Raw genomic sequence first — 19,039 nt, forward strand, 5'->3', positions numbered from 1 at the left:
GTCGTTCAACGACAGCTCGTCGCGCTCCCATTCAGAGAGATACGCGTCCAAAGGTCAAGAACTTGCGCTAGACCCTACAGACTCGCGGATCACTGGGTTCAGTCCAGCGTAGCTTACTACCTGCTTGGCCTCATCAAACCGGTCAATCTCGCCGATCTCGGCGTGGATCAGCAGCGACGAGTAGTAGCTGACGCCAGGGATCGTCATCAAGAGCTGCGTCTCGGGAAGAGACGCAGCTCGTTCTTCGATTGCGACTTCGAGATGCTTGATTTGCTTGGTGAATGTCTCGATCATTTCGAGATACGCTTCAAGCAGCGTGTTCCACGGTGCTGGAAGAGTGAGTTCCGGAGGAACTCACGCCCTTTCACGCTCAGCGGCTTGACCTTGCGCGTAATGCCGTGTTCGGTGAGCAAGCCGTGAATCTTGTTGGCGTAGTCCTTGCGGTTCTCAACCAACTTGTATCGGCCGCGCACGAGTGCGCGGCTCTCCCTGATCTCGTCGGATGGAACGTAGCTTTCAGGAACCGATCCTAACCGAACCAACCGCGCGAGTTGCTTAGCGTCGATACGGTCGGTTTTACGGTCTGAATTAGCGATTAGCTTCAGCTCTGCTGGGTTGGCAACAGTGACATCCAGATACTCTGAAAGAGTATCGTGGATGTGGTAGTAGTTGCTGGTTGCTTCGATTGCAGCTTCGCTTCCAGCATATTGCCGGGCGATCTCGCCGAGGTTCGCGTTCTCGACGCGAACCTCTCGCTCAACCTCACCATTCTCGTCGAGCACTGCGACTTGTGCATACCGTTTGTGGATGTCTATGCCGAGATACATTTGTTCTCACTCCGGGACGCCGATGCGTGAGGAAGAGATACACCTATACGGGCTTTCCCGACTGCCGCTCCGGGCGGCAGTCGGGCTGTGATGCCCAGTACTCGTGTTCCTTCGCACTCGGACCAGTCATAAGCGCGCGTTTTGTAACGCGGTAACAGCCTCGGTCTCTTGCGCCCCATACTTTTCCCTCACGCTCTGCAGGGGTAGCAGGATTTCCACCGAGTCATAAGGTTATCAGCAGCAGCGGCTGGCCCGGCCGCTGGCGAGGCTCGGCTCCTGCGACGTTTGCTGGAGAAACGGGAGACTTCCCAACGTGAGGCAATCGTCGAGTGACTATTCGAGAGTGGCGAGAACGCGGATGTCGGTGTCATCGTGGCGCTCGCGTTCGGTCCGCGCGCCGTTGTCATGGAGGAAGGTCTCGACGCGCTCGGCGAGGTCGGCGGGCTGTTGACGGTCGATGTGGACGATGAGCGTCGGGTGTTCGCGGTCGCTGTTGTCGATGACGAGCGAGAGTTCGTTGAATTCCTCGGAGTGTCGGTAGGCCCCGAACTCGTCGGCAAGGAGGTCGGCGAGATCGTTGAGAGTGCGATCGGGCGGTGAGCTATTCACGATACACCCGGACACTGGCCTCGGTGTGGTATTACAGCTGTCGACTGACGCAGGGGGAGAAGGTAGCTGAGTGGACGACCTTCTGGTACGCCTGTTCGGCATATCAAGTTATGAACAGTCTATCAGAGCGACCGAAGCGAGAGCCGTTTCTCGAACTCTCGTTCAGTCTGCATGCGAATCCGTTCTCGGACACCATCGCGGTCGGATGCGAGTCCGAACTCGTCATCAAGCTGCTCGAACTCCACAATATCGAGCGTATCCTCGAGAAGGCCGACACGTCTGTCCTGCAACGCCTCATACGTCCAGAGGGAATTGAAGTAATCGACCAAGGTTGGATCGATTTCGTCGCGTTCCTCTCGCTGGATCGCCCGAGACTGTTCGAGCAAGTCCTCGAGTTTTCTCCGGTCGATCACTCCCTCAGTTTCGGTGAAGTATCTGTTCGGGTGGATACTCCGGAAGTCCTCGCCAGTATCGAAATATTGTGGCATTTTCTCGGCGAGAGGGCGATTGCTCGCCTTGATGTTGTCACTGTCGCGGAGCAGGAGGAAATTCCCGAGATCGTTGACGAATCGCTGGATGATGAACTCCTCGATGTTGTCGCGACGTTGACGCTCGTCTTCGCTGAGTTCGTCATCGTCCCGCCGGTACAACTCGATATAGGTCTGAATCGCGCCCGCGATTTCGACCTCGTCGTCGTTGAGCTGGAAAAATTCGGTCAGCCATATCGGGTCATCGGCGTTATGTATCAGACTCTGCGGAAGGACGTGTTCGAGGTGAATGCTGCCCATGTTCAGACGGCGTTCGACATACATGCCGTCCTCGCGGAAGTGCTCATTCGCAATTTTGCCGAACAGTAGCTTCGCGCTCTGGGGGTTCCACGCCTGCGCCTGGATGACGATGTCCACGAACCTGTCGGAGAACATTGATGGATTAGACGATCGCATTTCGTCGATCAGGTGGCGACACGAATCATCGTATACGTTCTCATGGTCCTCCATTTCGGGCGAGAGCGAGAATCGGTGGACGGTCTCGATGAAGACCTCCTGGAAGATGTTTGGGTCTTCCCCGACGAGGAGCCGTCTGAAGTTGAGTTTCTCGACCGTGTCGAGTACATCGTAGAGCTGTTCGCCGCTCGCGTTCGAGTCCGTTACCGTGTGGTGGTAGAGCGCCAAGATGAACGGACGCCACTGGTTCATCCGCTGATCGTTGAGACGGACCAACACCTCTTGGCATTTCTCGTGTGCCTCCTCGAGTGCGAGGTCGGTGAGCTCCAGTGCCGAATTCGTGATGTCCTTGTAGCACTGAACGAGATCGTGAGCGTGGTCGAGAAAGTCTCGGGCGTCGTCGAGATGTCGCAATCGGGGCCGGACATCGGATTCGAGATTGCGGGTTGCGAATGCGTTGGTGAGTTCTGCACTGGCTTCTCCCACGGTCTCGATTTCGGGTTCGACGATGCTGAGGTAGACGGAGAGATAGTCGTCGATCTGGTTGTCGTCTGTTGCGAACGCGACAACAATATCCTCCCACTTGTTCACGTACTCTTGTCGGTCGTCGGCATCAAAGAACGCGTTCACGACCGCCGCTCTGATGCGATCGATCTTGTTGAGTTCAAGTCCGCGGTCGTTGAGGATTTCGAAGATCTGCATTCGGAAATCGGGTGCTGCATTCCGGATAATGAATTCGCCAACGTGGTACGAGTTCTGAATGTAGTGACTGAGGTTAATCAGCGCTAGTGCCTTGCTGTCGGTGTCGTCTGCCGCGTCGACGACCTCCTTGATGCGGTTTTTGTAGAAGTTGTAGGCGTTGAGTAGTCGCCAGTTCGAATCGTAGATCGGCGTGAAGTTCGAGAATGACGACGTATCAGGGTCCCTTTTCTCGATAACTTGATCGCTAATCCGGAATTCCTCGACGAGGTCCGATATTCGTGTCGAATCTCCACGGCGACCGTCGACGGATTCACGTTCATCTGAACAGAGATACTCTAATCGGGCTTCGGGGCCCAGCATGAGGGCCTCGAAGAATCCCAGGTCCGCGTCGTCGTCATCGTCGTGTTTATTGAGTGATAGACGTGGGACGTCTCCTTTGAGAGGGTTCTCGAAGCGGTAGAGGAGTGATTCGATCTGTTTGATACTTCCTTCTCGTAGTTGATTGATCGTTTCCTGCTGAATCGACTCAGTATCGAGGGCGCGGAGTTCCTCAAGAATAGAGAGTAAAAGGATATTAATCGACGTGAGTCGCTGTTGGCCGTCAATGACTTCGTGTGTATTGCTGTCTCTATCGACAGCGAAGTACATCGAACTGAAGAATACGTCAGAGATGTCAGAGTCATCAATTAAATCGGCTTCTACGAACTGTTCGAGATCAGACCACAGTTGTCGATGATGCTTCTTCTTCCACGAGAACAACCGTTGGTATTCCGGTACCTTGAACGTCCGATCTGAGAGAATCTCCGCTAACGTTCTCTTTTCCATCTCGAAATTCTCGCCCGCGATTTGCTGCATTGCGACGTGGTCTGCGACCGAAGTGATGTCGAGGTCGACGTGATCATAGTCGATATAGGTATCGTAGAGCGTTCGATCGTTGTCAGCCATATCCCCCCTGTCAAAGAGGATGCACATAGTAGTGTTGCGAATCAGTCTGACACCGATGCCCTGCTCAGCATATCAAGTTCGAGAATTCTGGATCGGGGGTCAGGAAGGTGTACCTTTTGGACACCCTAGGCGTCATTGACTTTGTGCAAGGAGACGGCCTGAAGCGCCCAATCGTGTTTTTCGACAAGATCGTGGTTGATGTTGTAGTTATGGAGATTAGTGACTCATTCGGGAGGACAATCGCTGCTGGATCGAAAATTCACCTCAATCAAACACCACCGCCAGGTATTAACATACAACCTCCGGTACTGTTTGTATGACTCGAGACTCGATGAATCTCTATAACACACTTATTGATTATGATAAAAGCGGAGATTTGGACATCAACACTGTCGCTGACTATCAGGCGATGCAGCAGATCGCGGAGTCTAATTTCGATATGACAAAGAAGCCACTAATTGACGTTCTATCTGATCGAACTTTTGATGTTCCTGAGTATCAACGGCTATTCTCCTGGAAGATTAGGCACCACCGCCAGCTTTGGGGGGATATACAGGAATTCGTGGATGCCGAAATCCGTATTGGCGAAAGTAACATCTCGGACGTGTTTTTCAGCTCGGTGTATTTCGCAATCAACGCGGAAGAAGACACGTTTGAGATCATCGATGGACAGCAGCGCCTCACATCTATCCATATGCTTTTGAGAGCCATCTTGGAACAACTTCAGAACCTCAAATCCGAAGAGTTCGAAACTGAGACGATTGGCAAGCTTTGCACAAACGCAGCCAGCCAGATCGACTCGCTTCTGTACAAGTATGGTGGAATAGCAAGTGGGAACGTCCCTCGACTCACACTCAACAAGCACGACGATGAGTTCTTTGAGGCCTTGATGTCCGGGCCAGAAGCTCAGCTTCGATATCTCTGTTCAGATGAGCGTAACTACATCGATGGCCGACGAAGTGAAGCAGCACAGATCTCGGATCTGATCGAGGAATTCAGAATTGAGCAAAGCGTAATTGAGGACACTGACCCTGAACGGTCGAAATTCTCGGAGTACATTCCTATTTATGACTCGAATTGGCGGCTACTCAATGGATACAATTACTACCGTGATCGCGTGACTGAACTTGTCGATCAGTCCGATAGTTCCGACGGCAAAGTACTAGCTCTGATAAACTTATCACACTACATTCAGCGTTCGTACTATGTTGGTGAATTTATAATTCGGGAGGCGAAGCCCGACTTCCGAATGCAGATTTTTGAGATCCTCAACGACCGCGGCCTTGAGCTCACAAAGATTGATCGCATCCGAGCGGCGGTGGTAAACGCCTTTTTCGATGAGTCGGATCGGGATGAATTCGTAGAGTACTGGGAATCTATCGTCGTCGCCTTTGCAACGGATGATAGCAAGATTGACGACTACCTCTCGGTGTATCTAAGTATCATCGATAGTGGTATCGACACCCTCGGCGAGGCAAGTTCTGAACTGACCAATGCATTCGCGACGCGGAATCTCGACTCTGATGTCAAACCTCGTCTCAAGGATCTTGATGATGCTCGACCGTTCCTCAGTCACGCATATGAATTAGTTTCTTACTACAGGCAAATCACGAGCCCGGCACAGCCACACGATTTCAAGCTTGACGACTATTTGAACCAGTGCAGAGAAATTCTCATTCGATTAAACAGTCAGCGAATGGACCAGTGGCGGCCACTCGTTCTCGCACTCTACCACCACACACATACTTCGCCGAGCGGGTCTGAAGAGGCATTCTATAAGACACTAGACACCATTGAGAAACTCAACTTTCGTCGACTTTTCGTAGGTGTGAATCCGAATCAATTTCAAGAAATCTTCATCGACGCTACTCACGAGTTCCATCAAGCACAAGACAGAGAAACACACGATCCATATGAGGAGACACGGCGATATCTAATCAATCAGGCGCAGTCGATAGCGCCCTCATTGTTTGCCGAACGGTTCCGGGATACCATCGTTCAGGCTCAATCATGGAACCCAGACCACGTCAAACTACTCTTCGCAAAAATAGCTAACCAGTGGTTCCGTGAACAAGGCGCTGTAGTTGATCAGAACCTAAACATGGAAAAATCCATCTTGAACACGTCCTCCCACAAAGTCTTGTGTATGATGTTAGTGACCCAATCTGGCTCCCCAAGTTCTTCAAACTCGACCAAGCAAACGCAGAAATCACCTCGGAGATACGACGATATATTGAGCTTACTCAACGAGATGATGACGAGCTTACTGGGGACGAGAGACAACAGCGGGAGAGAATTGAGGACTTTATCACACAGCGATTCGTGAATGACATTGGAAATTTCGTCCTACTTCACGACCGTGACAACCTCAGTGCTAGTAATCGCCCGCTGGCCGAGAAAATTCCTGAGTACTTTAACGAGGCGAAGGAGTTCTCTAGTATCCATCCGAATCGGTATTTCACTTCAGAACGTGGACCCATCAACCAATCTCATCTCGAACAACTCATACAGCATTCAAAAGGTTCGAGAGAGGAAACCAAACCCGTCTTTGAGACGACCGAGTACTTCAATTCGTTTTGGACGTACGATTCGCTGAAAGAGCGGAGAGCTGATTTGATCATTGACGTGCTTGAATCCGTCTCGTTCGAAGGGGTTGATGACGAGTTCGGCCTCGAAACTTCCCCTGAACGAGTGGCTCAAGAAATCCGGACTCATACGGAGTCCGAGTTCGAAAACCGACTCTCGATGCGGACCCTATAGTCCACTGTCTTGCCATTTTCTCCTGAAAGTGGAGCTTCGATCACGAATTAAGCTACCTCACAAAGCGGGTTAGATGAACGGGCTGATTGGTCGGTTGATGCGACCAGACCGAGCAGCCAACGAACTCAACCGAAGAACAGGTGCTTAGCTTCCTCGTCAACACCCTCGACGAGGAGAGATATCGATCTCGGCGAGAACGCAGATATCGATTCTGAGGATATCTGGGTCGTCCTTGTCGGCGCGACAGCGTCAACACGCCGTTCCCTACCCGTATCAGAGATCGGTACACTACTCACGAAGCAGAGAGCCTCCCGGCTATCGAGGAATGGCAAATGACCTGGCATAACAATAACAAACATGAAACGACCGGTCTCGCGGATCCCAAATCAGGATGAGGGCGCACAAGACAGAGAACAGCGGCTCTAACTGTTTCTACTTACCATCAAGGGGTTGCTTTCCGGGGGTGATGTGAACCATATCGAAGTTATAAACACCACCGGTAATTTGAAGCCCTAGAGAATCCGCTATTAGTTAAACCATATATGTCACAGTCAAGTATCAACTCATCTCCACCAGAACGAGGTCAACTTATACAGGTTAGAAATCGTCCTGCTCTCGTGACCGGAGTAACGAGTGCAAACGACCAAAATCAACCGATGAATCTGGTGAGTGTCGATTATCTTGACGGGAATGAACACCCGCAAACCGACGAAATCCTCTGGGAGCTCGAACCGACTTCGGGATTTCTCGATAATGCCGGTTGGCCAAATATCCCTCAACAGCAACCCGACCGGCCACATTACTACGATGCGTACCTTGACTCAGTTCAATGGACGAGTCTCCAATCTATCCAGTCACTCGTGAACTCAAGCGAAGATCTTCCACTTGTCTCACCGTGGGCGTCTGCGATTCAGATTGAAGATTATCAACTGACCCCTCTTCTGAAAGCGATGAGTATGCCACAGGTCTCGCTTCTTCTAGCAGATGACGTTGGTTTAGGGAAGACCATTCAAGCCGGACTCATCGCAAGGGAGCTTGTCCTCCGACGCCGTATTAAACGTATTCTCATCGTCTGTCCTGCTAGTCTTCAAGTCCAGTGGCAGGAAGAAATGGAGGAGAAATTCCATCTTGATTTCACTATCCTTGACGCTGATGAGGCTCGACGTACCCAACGAGAGTTCGGGAGCGATGTGAACCCATGGGCAGTCCACAACCATATCATCACTAGCATGGACTACCTTCGACAAGAGGTGATCTACCAAGATTTCGAAGCCAGCGCCAAGAAGCGTCAAGATGAGATGGGTGGGACTTTCGCGCCGTGGGACCTCCTGATTGTCGACGAGGCACACCACTTCGCTCCTAAATCTACTCGTGATGATAAAGTCCGGACTCAAATGATGCGTCGGCTCACCAAGTGGTTCGAGCACCGCTTGTTCCTCACTGCTACACCACACGACGGCTATACATCGCACTTCCTTGGGTTACTCGAACTCCTTGATCCTATCCGCTTCATTCAGAAGCCAAGCCTTTCTGAAACCGACCAACGTCACCTCGACACAATCATGTCGCGACGTCTGAAACGCGAAATCAATCAGGCGTCGACTACTGATCGGTTCCCGGACCGGCACGTCAATGGTGTACCCGTCGAGTTGACACCAGAAGAAGAGCAACTATTTGAGGCGTTACGCGAGTATCGTGGACGGGCGAAGTCGGAACTCTCGGAACGAGGTAGACAAGAAGAGCACTGGGGCCAATTTGTCTTCACAATTCTCAACAAGCGATTGTTGAGTTCTCCGTATGCGTTTGCACGAACCTGGTGGCGGCATGTCGGGTCCAGAGAGTTCTATACCACGAAAAAAGAGCTTCAGCAGACCTTCGACGAAGTGGATGAGGACATTGAGGACGACATCGAACGAGAAGATCGTGAGCGACTCGCGATGGCTGAAGGTGGTTCCTGGCTTCTGGAGGAGGCTCCAGACTTGGAGGACCCTGCCGAAGGAGTCAGCAAAGCCCTCCGTGATCTTGGTTGGACCGAGGAGATCACAGCAAAAGGACCAAAAGCAGGCATAGATCTTTCGGATTCAAAGGCCGATGCGCTGGTTCAACACCTAAAACAAGGGTTCGAGACTCAGGATCTTCAACCACTGCTTGGACCCCCTTCGGACCCGAAGGATGACGAGCGTCTCATCATCTTTACCGAATACAAAGATACACAGGACCAAATCCTCACTCGTCTCGAGGAGGCAGGCTACACTGGTCACACCGTACAGGCTGTTTACGGAGGGATGTCACGCACCGAGCGTGACGATATCAAGGAGGCGTTCAATGACCCTGATTCGCCACTCCGCATCCTCGTCGGAACGGACAGCGCGAGCGAAGGATTGAACCTGCAACGAATGTGTCGATATGTCAGCCACTACGAGATTCCCTGGAATCCGATGCGGCTCGAACAGCGAAATGGACGAGTCGATCGGCATGGGCAAGAACGCGATGTCGGTATATTCCATTATACCAGCGACGAGCAGGCTGACCAACGCTTCCTCGCATATGTCTTAAACAAGGTTAATGAAGCACGAGATGACCTAGGGAGCGTTGGGACGGTGATCGATAGTGGTGTCCAACGTCGATTCTGGGGTGGTATCGAACAAGACACGCTTGATGATCGTGTGGAACGAGTTCGCAGCGATGATCCCGCAAAGGAAGACCTCGAAGAGATCGACTCCCCGACGCAGGAAGAATTTCTGGAGGCAAAGCAGCGCTTCCAGGAAGCGAGCCGAGAATACGATCTGACGCCTGACTCAATACGGAACGTCGTCAACTCATATCTTGAGCTTCATAATGCAAATCTCCAACAGAACCGCAATGGCTACCGCATCACCGATGCTCGTGGGCGACTCAAAGAATTCCTCACCCAAAACCTTGCGGACGCACAAGAGTCGATGCCGGAGTTAGTCTTCGATTCACAGGCATTCCTCCACGAGGTGAACGGCCGCGAAATCTACCGACCGCAGAAAGGGGCTCGTCTAATCCGCATCGGCCATCCTATTGTCGAGACGAGTATGTCGTACTTCCGCCGGGCGATGTGGGGTCAGGAGGAGGACATCAATCGCTGGACACTCGTCGGTTACACACCGGATATGGGAAAGGAAGCCTACGTGGAGTTCCATTATCTGGTGACGGCCCGCAATCAGCACCAAGAGGTCGTTCACGCGGATGTCGGTTCGTGGTGGTTCCACGTCACTCCCAATGGAATCTCTCGGGCGGAGAACCCCCCTCAGGTAAACAATGAGCGAACGCTTGGCGAGTCGACGATGATGGACTGGTGGGATAAACTTCGACCAGCCTTCGTCGACGTAGATTCACACATCGAACCGCTCGCTGAGTCTTTGCGGGAGGAGACTCGTGCCGAACTCAGCTCGGAACTCGATGTCGCGGGGGAGCAAGCCCGCGAGCAGCTTGAAGACGAATTCGAGCAACGCATGCAGGACCTTGAGCAGGACCTCACTGAACAACGAAAGGAACGACTTCGCGAACAACTCACCACGGCCGAGGAAAAAGCCCAACAGCTCACATTCGACCCCGAAGAGAATGTTGAACGTCAGCGCCGTGTGGAGGAGCTTCGCCGACAACTGTCCGAAGAAGACCTTCAAGTATGGGAGGAGAACCAACGGCAAATGAGAGAGCGACTTCAGCGTGAGAACGAACGATTCTTAGAAGAAGTGCTTCCCAAACGTTACACTTTGGCTGACGAAATCGAGGTCACTGAATTAGGAGCGAAGCTGTACGTCCCCGAGCGGGAGGGTGATAACTGATGAGTGCTGTCGAAGCTGTTCAAGAGGAGGAGCCTAACTCGTGGTGGACAACGCTAAAGCATCAAGGTGTACTGCTAAGTCCCATTGTTCTCGAAGAAGTCTTTCCTGAGGGCCCGCCGAGTCTCGGTGAGCGCGAATACGAGAACCTCCGACGATCCTACAAGAGATTTAGGAACGATCCGGACGAACTCTACAACTGGCATGATACCGTTCTCGAAGACCTTCTAGGGCACGTTGCATCTTCGTGGGTGAAAGAAACGCACATCCCTGCAGAGTTTCGGAGAGGTGATCTTCGTCCGAATCGCGTCCTTCTCGATCAGCACGACGAGGCTCGGGCGATGGTTTGGATCGATGACGACCGGGTGACAACTGACGATGGAGAACCAGGACGTATTGGAATCTACAGTGGGAAGCGGACGTATGCTCAATTCGTTCGGCTGCTGCGAGAGACTGGGACTGACATTGGTATTCTCACGAATGGTTATCAGTTTCGCGTTATTCACGCCACACTCGACCACGAGAGCTGGACTGAATGGGACGCACAGGCATGGTTTCAGGGTGGTGAGGGTCGAGGGGCGCTCCGCGGGTTCTACGGGCTGCTGAGTGATGACGTACTTCCCTCTCCAATGGAGGACGAAGAGGCGTCACTGATTGGCCGGATCAAAGCCAGTCGAGATCGGCAGGCTGACCTCTCGGACGTCATGGGGACGCAGGTACGTGAAGCAGTTGAACTTCTACTGAAAGACCTCGACGCGCTTCTGATGGAGATGACCGATGAGGAGCGCAAGGAAGTGCTTGCGTCGTTAACCGACCGAGATCTTAGTGGACGTGACGAACTCAGGGCACGGTATCAAGCGGCAATTCGTATCGTGATGCGCCTTGTCGTTGCGTTGTATGCGGAGAGCCGCGAACTGTTTCCAAAGGATAACCCGGTTTACTATAATTCCTACAGTGTTGAAGGCCTGTTTAGCGATCTTCGAGAGGCTCGTATCGAGGAAGGTGAGGACACTCTCGAAAAGCAATACAGTGCCTGGCCACGTTTGCAGGCACTCTCTCGTCTCGTCTACTACGGGAGTCCGCATAGTGAGATTCCACTTCGTGCATACGGAGGGCGACTATTTCGTCCGCCTGATGAAGATCGTGATGACGACGTGCTCGCGGGGCTCGCTGTATTTGAGGATGATAATACCCGACTGAGCGATGCGACCATCCTCGAAGTTCTGGAGAAGCTGAAGATCGCCGAGTTCGAGAGCGGCGGACAACGTCGCACCGGCCCTGTCGATTTCAGCGATTTGCGAACCGAGTACATCGGCATGATGTACGAGGGGCTGCTGGACTACGAACTCCGGGAGGTTCAGGATGAGCAACAGGCGGTAGTATTCCTGAATATTGGCGATGAACCTGCGTTACCATTCTCACTCCTCAATAGTTTAGACGATAACGAGATCACTGAACTCGTAGATAATTTAAAGAGCGACTCGTCCACTTCGTTCTTAACCGACGGTTCAGTTAGTGTCGACGAGGTAAATCAGGAATCAAAAGATAACGGAACAACACAGTCAGGATCGATCCAAAATGAGACAGAAGGTATTGACAATGAGGTATATGAGTGGGCATATGATGTAGTAGACACCTCTGGTCTCTATCTCCCATCAAAGAAAAAATTAAAATCGCTCGATCCAACAATACTTGAAAAATTAAAGAGGAAAGCTGCTAGAAGGCTTGTAAAAAGAGTCGTTCGGCCAGAGGAGACTTATCTCGTCAATTGGGACAATAACCGTAAATCAACTGGAACGTACTACACACCACCTTCTCTGGCAGTACCTACTGTTAGGCGAACGTTGGAGCCGCTGCTCTATAATCAAGAAGGAGATGAACAAGTACCAAAAAAGCCGGAGGAAATACTTGATCAGAAGGTTTGTGACCCGGCAGTAGGTTCGGGAACATTTCCTGTCGCAGCAGTAAGGTACATTACAAATGTTCTAGAGGAGTCGTTTGAGCATCATGTATTGGAGGACATAGAACCTGGTGAACCGCTCTCTAGTCCATTAGGTGAGAAGGCAAAAGGACTGCTCAATGAAGAGTTACTTCGGTTAGATACATCAAATGAGGAATGGAGGGACAAGTTCAATACCCAACTTAAGAGGTCTGTAGTTGAGCGGTGTATATATGGTGTAGATCAGGATAGTCTCGCAGTCGAATTGGCAAAGCTCAGCCTATGGGTGGAGACATTAGACCCAGACTTACCATTTACATTCCTTGATCATAAGTTGCGGGTTGGAAATAGTTTAATTGGAACTTGGATCTCTGAGTATCAGGATTATCCGGTCGTAGCGTGGAACCGTGATGGAGGTGACGGTAGGAAAGGGAGACGTACTAAAAGACTTCGTGAACTTAGAAAGGAGGTCATCAAGCCACAGATGCGAACCCACTTCAAGAACATAGAGCACGATACCTCTTGGTTCGAGGCTGATTCTAGTGATGAGAACGTACTAGAAAACGCGAAATCAGCTCTAGAGAGAGTGCATCAGACATACTCTGAAAAAGAGCGGGAGGAGATATTCAATTCTGAGTTCATGGAGAATGAGGATATAAACTCTATAAGACACCAGATGGATCGGTGGTGCTCCATCTGGTTTTGGCCAATGGGTGATGAAAACAATCCTGTTCTGGACCCTGACAGGTTCTATAATACCACCACACACCCAGAAACAGAAGAGACAGTAGCTGAACTATCATCAGATAGTGACTTGAATTTCTTCCACTGGGAGTTAGAATTCCCAGATGTTTTCTTCAGAGACAGGAGAGGGTTTGATGCCGTAGTTGGTAACCCGCCCTGGGAAACAGTAGCCGCTGAAACAAAGAAATTTTTCACCCGCTACGATCCAATCTTCTCAAAGTATAGTCGAAAAAGAGCCAACAAGCGGAAGGAAGATATTCTTGATTCATCAGAAATCATCGAAAGTAGCTGGTACAGACATCGCGAAGTTCAGAAGGGTATGTCCAAATTCTTCAAACCGGAGAGCTATTGGACAAAGCGCTTAGAAAAGAAGGCTCCTCATTCACCACCAGAACCACAGTACCGGTTGCAGGGAAGCGGGAAAATTGACTTATATAGGGCATTTGTCGAAAGAGGATTGAGGATAACAAATAACCAGGGTCGTCTAGGGTATATTGTCAAAGGTACGTTTACCTCTGATCAACCATCTGCAGAACTCCGTAAAGAGCTGATTGATTACAATACTGTTGAATGGGCCTTCAACTTCATTAACCGGGAAGGGATATTTAAAGGAATCCATCGTAGTGAAAGATTTACCACTCTTCTGGTGGACAGAGCTAACAATAATATCCCAATTAAGTGCCAGTTCTACTGTAAAGATGTGAGCGAATGGCAAAGTATAGACCCGAGTCACTTCAAGACTGAACCAGCTGATATACGGGATCTGTCTCCGAATGAGTACACATTCATCGAACCGTTCGAACCCCACTTGGGAAAGATTTTCTTGAAGATACTCCACGGAGACACAGATGCACCGAGTTTGCAGCCTCTTCAAGAGATAGACCAGCCAGTTCAAGAAGTGAACACGTCAGAAGCTGGTGAGGAGTTCCTACTATTGAACGAAGCCCAGGATAAAGGTGCAAAATACATCGAATCCGGACTATGGAAACTCTCCAACACAGACTTCGCTCTTCCGGCTATTGAGGGAAGAATGGTAAACAATTTCGACAGCTTTGCAAAACGGTGGGTTTCTGGTAGAGGTCGGAGTGCAGATTGGGACGAGATTGAGTGGACAGAGAAGAAACCAGGGCCCCAATTTCTTGCGAACGTTTCTGAAGTCCTTTCCAGAGATAGTGTGCATAATGGCTACAAGGTATCCTTCATGCGAAAGGGCTCGTCCGTAAACCGACGGACAATGATCGCAAGCTTGTACCGAGCTCTCCCATGCTTGGATACTGCATATGCTCTGCCCTTTGAAAGCTTAGGTGAAGCTCTCCTTTTGGATGGGATACTGAATTCATTCATTATGGACTTCCAAGTTAGGACTGTATTGGGGGGATCGACTCTATCTTGGTTCTTGATCCGAAACATGCGATATCCGAATATGATAGAGGAGAGTGTGAAAGAACAGATACAAATACGTGCTGCGGCACTCAATATGACTGCAAAATTTTGGTCCATTGAATGGTTATATCTTCGGGAAAAATGGGGCTTGACCCTGAATCCTGGACAATACTTCTGTACTTCAGAGGAAGAGAGGATCGAAACTGAAGCACAATTGAACGCGCTGGTAGCCAAAGCGTACGGTCTAAGCCTTAGTGATTTTGAGGAAGTAATGTCAAGTGACGAAGAACGCTTAACAGGATTCTATAGAGTTGACGACCATCTACCGGTCGAAGACAGACGCACTACCAAGTCTGTCAAATATTATCGCAAATTGCTCAAAAATGAGTGGGAACCAAAATCAGAATTGGAGTGGGAAAATGATCCAGACCTATCTTGGCAAGATTTAGAGGAGGTGTCGGAGACCCTGGTTGAGGACGTGCCTCACGTAATACAGAGGCTTCAAGACGACAATCACACAGCTGTCTGGGAAAGCGTTCTCAGGAGGCTTCAGAAATGACCCTGAATCCACTTCAATTCTCAGAGGAGGTCAATAAGCAGTACCTTCGCTATCAATTAACCTCTGCCCGTCTTACTGACGAGGTACTCAGTAATCAGTTCGAAGAAAAGCTCTGGCGAAACGACTCACCACTATTCAAAGGGCCGTTTGTCTCGCTGAGCCGTGCCTACAAGGAGGGCTCACGAGTCAGCGACCTCGTCGACGACGGTACACTCCACAACCGTATGCGAGGAATCGTGCCGTACGAACACCTCTACGAACACCAAGAGCAAGCGCTTCATTCGGTCAAAGACGGTAAGGACACGCTTGTGACGACCGGAACGGGCTCTGGCAAGACTGAGGCATTCCTCTATCCGATTATCGATCGCTGCCTCAGACTCAACGAGGATCCTGACGCGCCCGATGGCGTGACGGCAGTCATCGTCTATCCGATGAACGCGCTGGCAGCCGACCAGCTCGATAGACTTCGGGAACTCCTCGTCGGAACCGGCGTCACGTTCGGTCGGTACGTCGGCCCAACCCCCGAAGACGAAACTGGGCTCTCGTTCGAGGGTCGAAACGTCCCCGAAGGGACGTCTCGCGAAGAGTACCAGGAACTCCATGGCGAGGTCGACGAAGATGAGAACGTCGTCCACCTACCCCCAGAAGAGCGCTATACCCGTGAACAGATTCGAGCGGACCCTCCGCAGATCCTTCTGGTGAACAAGGCCATCCTCGAGTTCCAACTCACCCGTGGGAAGGACCTCGATCTGTTCCTCGACGCTCCACTGGAGTACGTCGTGATGGATGAAGCCCACACCAATACTGGTGCTCAGGGTGCCGAGATTTCCCTATTGCTCCGCCGACTGAAATCGCTCGCGAAGCCCCCGAAGGGTTATATCTCGAATATCGCTACAAGCGCAACTATCGTCGACGAGAAACACGAGGACGAGGGGCAGCGATTCATGGCCCGACTCTTCGGCGTCGACAAAGGCAACGTCTCCATCGTCCGTGAGTCCTACCAGGGGGTTAACTGGCCTGATGACAGACACGAAACATCACTTCCAGCAGACCCATCAAACCTCTTCCAGCGAGCTCTAAACGCCATCTCGCTGGAAGAGGGGCATGCGAGAACTACTGAAATCGAAGCTATCTATGAGGAACTCACCGGTCGCTTGCTTCCCGATGGTGAGGACATTCAGGAGCGACTCTTCGATGGACTCCTGCAGAACGATTTCGCTCATCAGATTCACTACTATGGAAACACAGTCCGTTCACTCGATGACCTCGTCGACCGTGTTTGGGAAGGATCAGATCGCAGTGTGGCCACCACAAGAGATGGTGACCGAGAGGAGGTTCTAACATACCTAGTACTTGGAGCAGCCGCCGAAAAGGAGGAGACGCCATTATTCCGACCGAAACTTCACTATTTCGTGAAGGGTCTAGAGGGGGCTGTCGCGGTCTTAAAAGAGGGCGATGATGCCCGGCCTGCCCGCCCGGACCTCTACCTCAATGCAGACGAAGCCAAGAAGCAATACGAAGGACAACGCGACGATACTGCGTACTTCTCCGTACTGGTCTGCCCTCAGTGTGGTCAACATCACTATGAGCAACATCTACAGGACGTCACGAGTCCGCCGAAAGAAGAACTGAGAGGTGGTCACCAAACAAAAAATGGGAGCGTGTTCTTCCCCGATGAGACTGATACTGAGGCTCGCGTTCTCTTTACCGATACCATCGTCCATAATGACGATGAGTGGGGACCTGGCGACTCGAACAAACACTCAAAGGGATACGTATGCTATGCCTGTGGTGCACTTCACAAGGGCGATCAGAACTCCTGTGAGTGCTGTGAACGCGACGAAACTCTCCTTGAGATACTGATTTTAGAAAGCGTCGACGAGGTGTCGAGCTGTCCGGTCTGTCGTTACAATCAAGGAGCAGCGAATTCACACTACGATGATCCGTTCCGTGCGCTACGCGAGGTTACTGTTGCAAACGTCTACGTTCTCGCACAGGACATGCTCAATGAGGCGGACAAAGCAGGCGAGCGCCTCATCGTATTCACAGACAACCGGCAGGAAGCGGCGTTCCAAGCAGGGTGGATGCAGGACCGTGCTCGTCGCTACCGATTCCGCCGCCTCCTCTACCGGTATCTACCCGAACTCCAGAACGATACAGACGAAGAACGACCTGAGATCAGTATCACGACAGTCGTTGACCGAATCGCTGATGATCTAATGGAGGACAGAGGACGAGCCAAGCTCATCGCACCAGAAGTTTTTGAAGAAAACTTAGAAAGTGCGTACGATTCGAAACTCCGACGATCTCTTGAACGATATCTGACTGTCCAGGTGCTTCGCGAAGTTTCATCGTCCTACAGTACTCGGGCCAGTCTGGAAGCATGGGGAAAACTCCGTGTACATTACGCAGGTGTGGACGAATCAACCGATTCTATCCGAAACCTTGCATCTGAGTACGGCTTAGAATCTACCACTCTGGTGTCGTGGCTGCGAAATCTGCTTGATGGAGCTCGAAAACGCAAGATGCTCCATCATCAACGCGAGCCAATTTTCTCACAAACATGGGACAATCGCCTTGACCTTGTCCGGAATCAATATCTCCCTCCGATCGACTTCTATCCTTCTGGAATGCGCCTTGAGCGGTCGTCGACTGACGATGGAAGTCAGTATATCAAGGTTTGGCTCGGAAAACGCATGACTGGCATCGAGGACTGGGCCCAGCGACTCGACCTTGAAGATGCCGAACGCGACTCGTTCTTGCGAGACATTTGGAACTTACTTACTGACGAGCTCCAACTGCTTACTCGTCTTGATTCCCTGAAATGGGCCTCGGGAGATCAGATCAAGGGCACACAGAACGTCTATCACGTTGATGCCCAGAAAATCGGTATCACCGAACAAGACGAGCGATATCGCTGTTCATTCTGCGGCCGAATTCATCCTCGGCTCACCCCGAACCGCGCCTGCACTCGTTGGCGCTGTGCCGAAGGTGAGGTCGAGGTCATGGAAGACACAGAGCCGCGAGATTACGACCTCGTGGAACTCGAAAACGCAGATACGTTCGTAATGGCTGAAGAGCACACTGCACAGGTCCCAAATAAACAGCGCGAACGCATCGAACGCGAATTCAAGGAAGGACAGGACGTCAACTGCCTTGTTGCGACACCAACACTCGAACTCGGGGTCGATATCGGCGCGCTCGACATGGTTCTTCAACGGAACGTACCTCCCCGCCCCGCTAACTACTGGCAGCGTGCCGGTCGAGCTGGGCGACGCAATCGAATGGCTATCATCTACACCTATGCTCGCTCGAATCCCCATGATCTCCACTTCTTCAAGCAGCCGGAAGCACTACTTGGCGGTGCAGTTAGACCACCAAACTTCAATTTGCAGAATCCGGTGATGATTCGGAAGCACGTCCATGCCGCAGTTCTCACCGAACTCCACGCAGAACTCCTTGGCGAGAGCGAGAAGTGGATCGATCGTGTTATCCCTAGTCGAATCGGGGAGGTTGTTTTCGATGATCGACAGCCGCGAGATGATCTCGAACCGGTGGTTGAGCCACTTCGGGATGCGCTCAATGATCCCCAACGTAAAGAGCGGATTCTCTCGAAACTCGAACAATCGCTCACCAAAGAGTGGCCAGACGACCCAGAGTATGTCTCTCACGAACAACTAGAGATATACGTAGACGAGATGTCGGACGAACTCGAAAGCACGTATCAACATGTGTTGGACCAATTCCCGATTCGGCTATTTAAATCGCCCTGTGCGAGTCGATTGTGAACGAGTTTGTTCATAACGATCAGCTGCCAA

6 protein-coding genes and 2 pseudogenes are annotated in these 19,039 nt (G+C 51.3%); 5 read left to right on the top strand and 3 right to left on the bottom strand.

Annotation, left to right across the window (positions count from 1 at the left end; translation table 11 throughout):
* Window positions 1-78: 78 nt before the first annotated feature.
* The 3 genes and pseudogenes from ACQUQO_RS16250 to ACQUQO_RS16260 all read right to left on the bottom strand — a co-directional run.
* Window positions 79-827 (bottom strand): annotated as a pseudogene (locus tag ACQUQO_RS16250) (IS110 family transposase); the annotation flags it as partial.
* 333 nt (window positions 828-1,160) lie between these two features.
* Window positions 1,161-1,451, bottom strand: a complete 291-nt coding sequence (locus ACQUQO_RS16255; RefSeq protein WP_435079414.1) for a hypothetical protein — start codon at window positions 1,449-1,451, stop codon at window positions 1,161-1,163.
* Window positions 1,452-1,558: 107 nt separating this feature from the next.
* The gene (locus ACQUQO_RS16260; RefSeq protein WP_435079415.1) at window positions 1,559-4,027 is read right to left on the bottom strand and encodes a GmrSD restriction endonuclease domain-containing protein; all 2,469 of its coding nucleotides are present in this window, start codon (window positions 4,025-4,027) and stop codon (window positions 1,559-1,561) included.
* 439 nt (window positions 4,028-4,466) lie between these two features.
* On the opposite strand from ACQUQO_RS16260, the pseudogene ACQUQO_RS16265 reads away from it, so the two are divergent.
* The 5 genes and pseudogenes from ACQUQO_RS16265 to ACQUQO_RS16285 form a co-directional block, all read left to right on the top strand.
* A pseudogene (locus tag ACQUQO_RS16265) lies at window positions 4,467-5,333 on the top strand (DUF262 domain-containing protein); the annotation flags it as partial.
* An 836-nt stretch (window positions 5,334-6,169) separates the two neighbouring features.
* Window positions 6,170-6,787 (top strand): GmrSD restriction endonuclease domain-containing protein, encoded by a 618-nt coding sequence (locus ACQUQO_RS16270; protein ID WP_435079417.1) that lies wholly within the window; start codon window positions 6,170-6,172, stop codon window positions 6,785-6,787.
* 542 nt (window positions 6,788-7,329) lie between these two features.
* Window positions 7,330-10,599, top strand: coding sequence for a DISARM system SNF2-like helicase DrmD (gene drmD / locus ACQUQO_RS16275; RefSeq protein WP_435079419.1), 3,270 nt, complete (start codon window positions 7,330-7,332; stop codon window positions 10,597-10,599).
* The gene (locus ACQUQO_RS16280) at window positions 10,599-15,221 is read left to right on the top strand and encodes an Eco57I restriction-modification methylase domain-containing protein (RefSeq protein WP_435079420.1); all 4,623 of its coding nucleotides are present in this window, start codon (window positions 10,599-10,601) and stop codon (window positions 15,219-15,221) included. Before drmD ends, ACQUQO_RS16280 begins: the two co-directional genes overlap by 1 nt.
* Window positions 15,218-19,009, top strand: a complete 3,792-nt coding sequence (locus tag ACQUQO_RS16285) for a DEAD/DEAH box helicase (protein ID WP_435079422.1) — start codon at window positions 15,218-15,220, stop codon at window positions 19,007-19,009. The genes ACQUQO_RS16280 and ACQUQO_RS16285 overlap by 4 nt, the downstream gene beginning before the upstream one ends.
* Window positions 19,010-19,039: the final 30 nt, after the last annotated feature.

This window comes from Halococcus sp. AFM35, assembly GCF_051195015.1.
In the GTDB taxonomy this organism is placed as follows: Archaea; Halobacteriota; Halobacteria; order Halobacteriales; family Halococcaceae; genus Halococcus.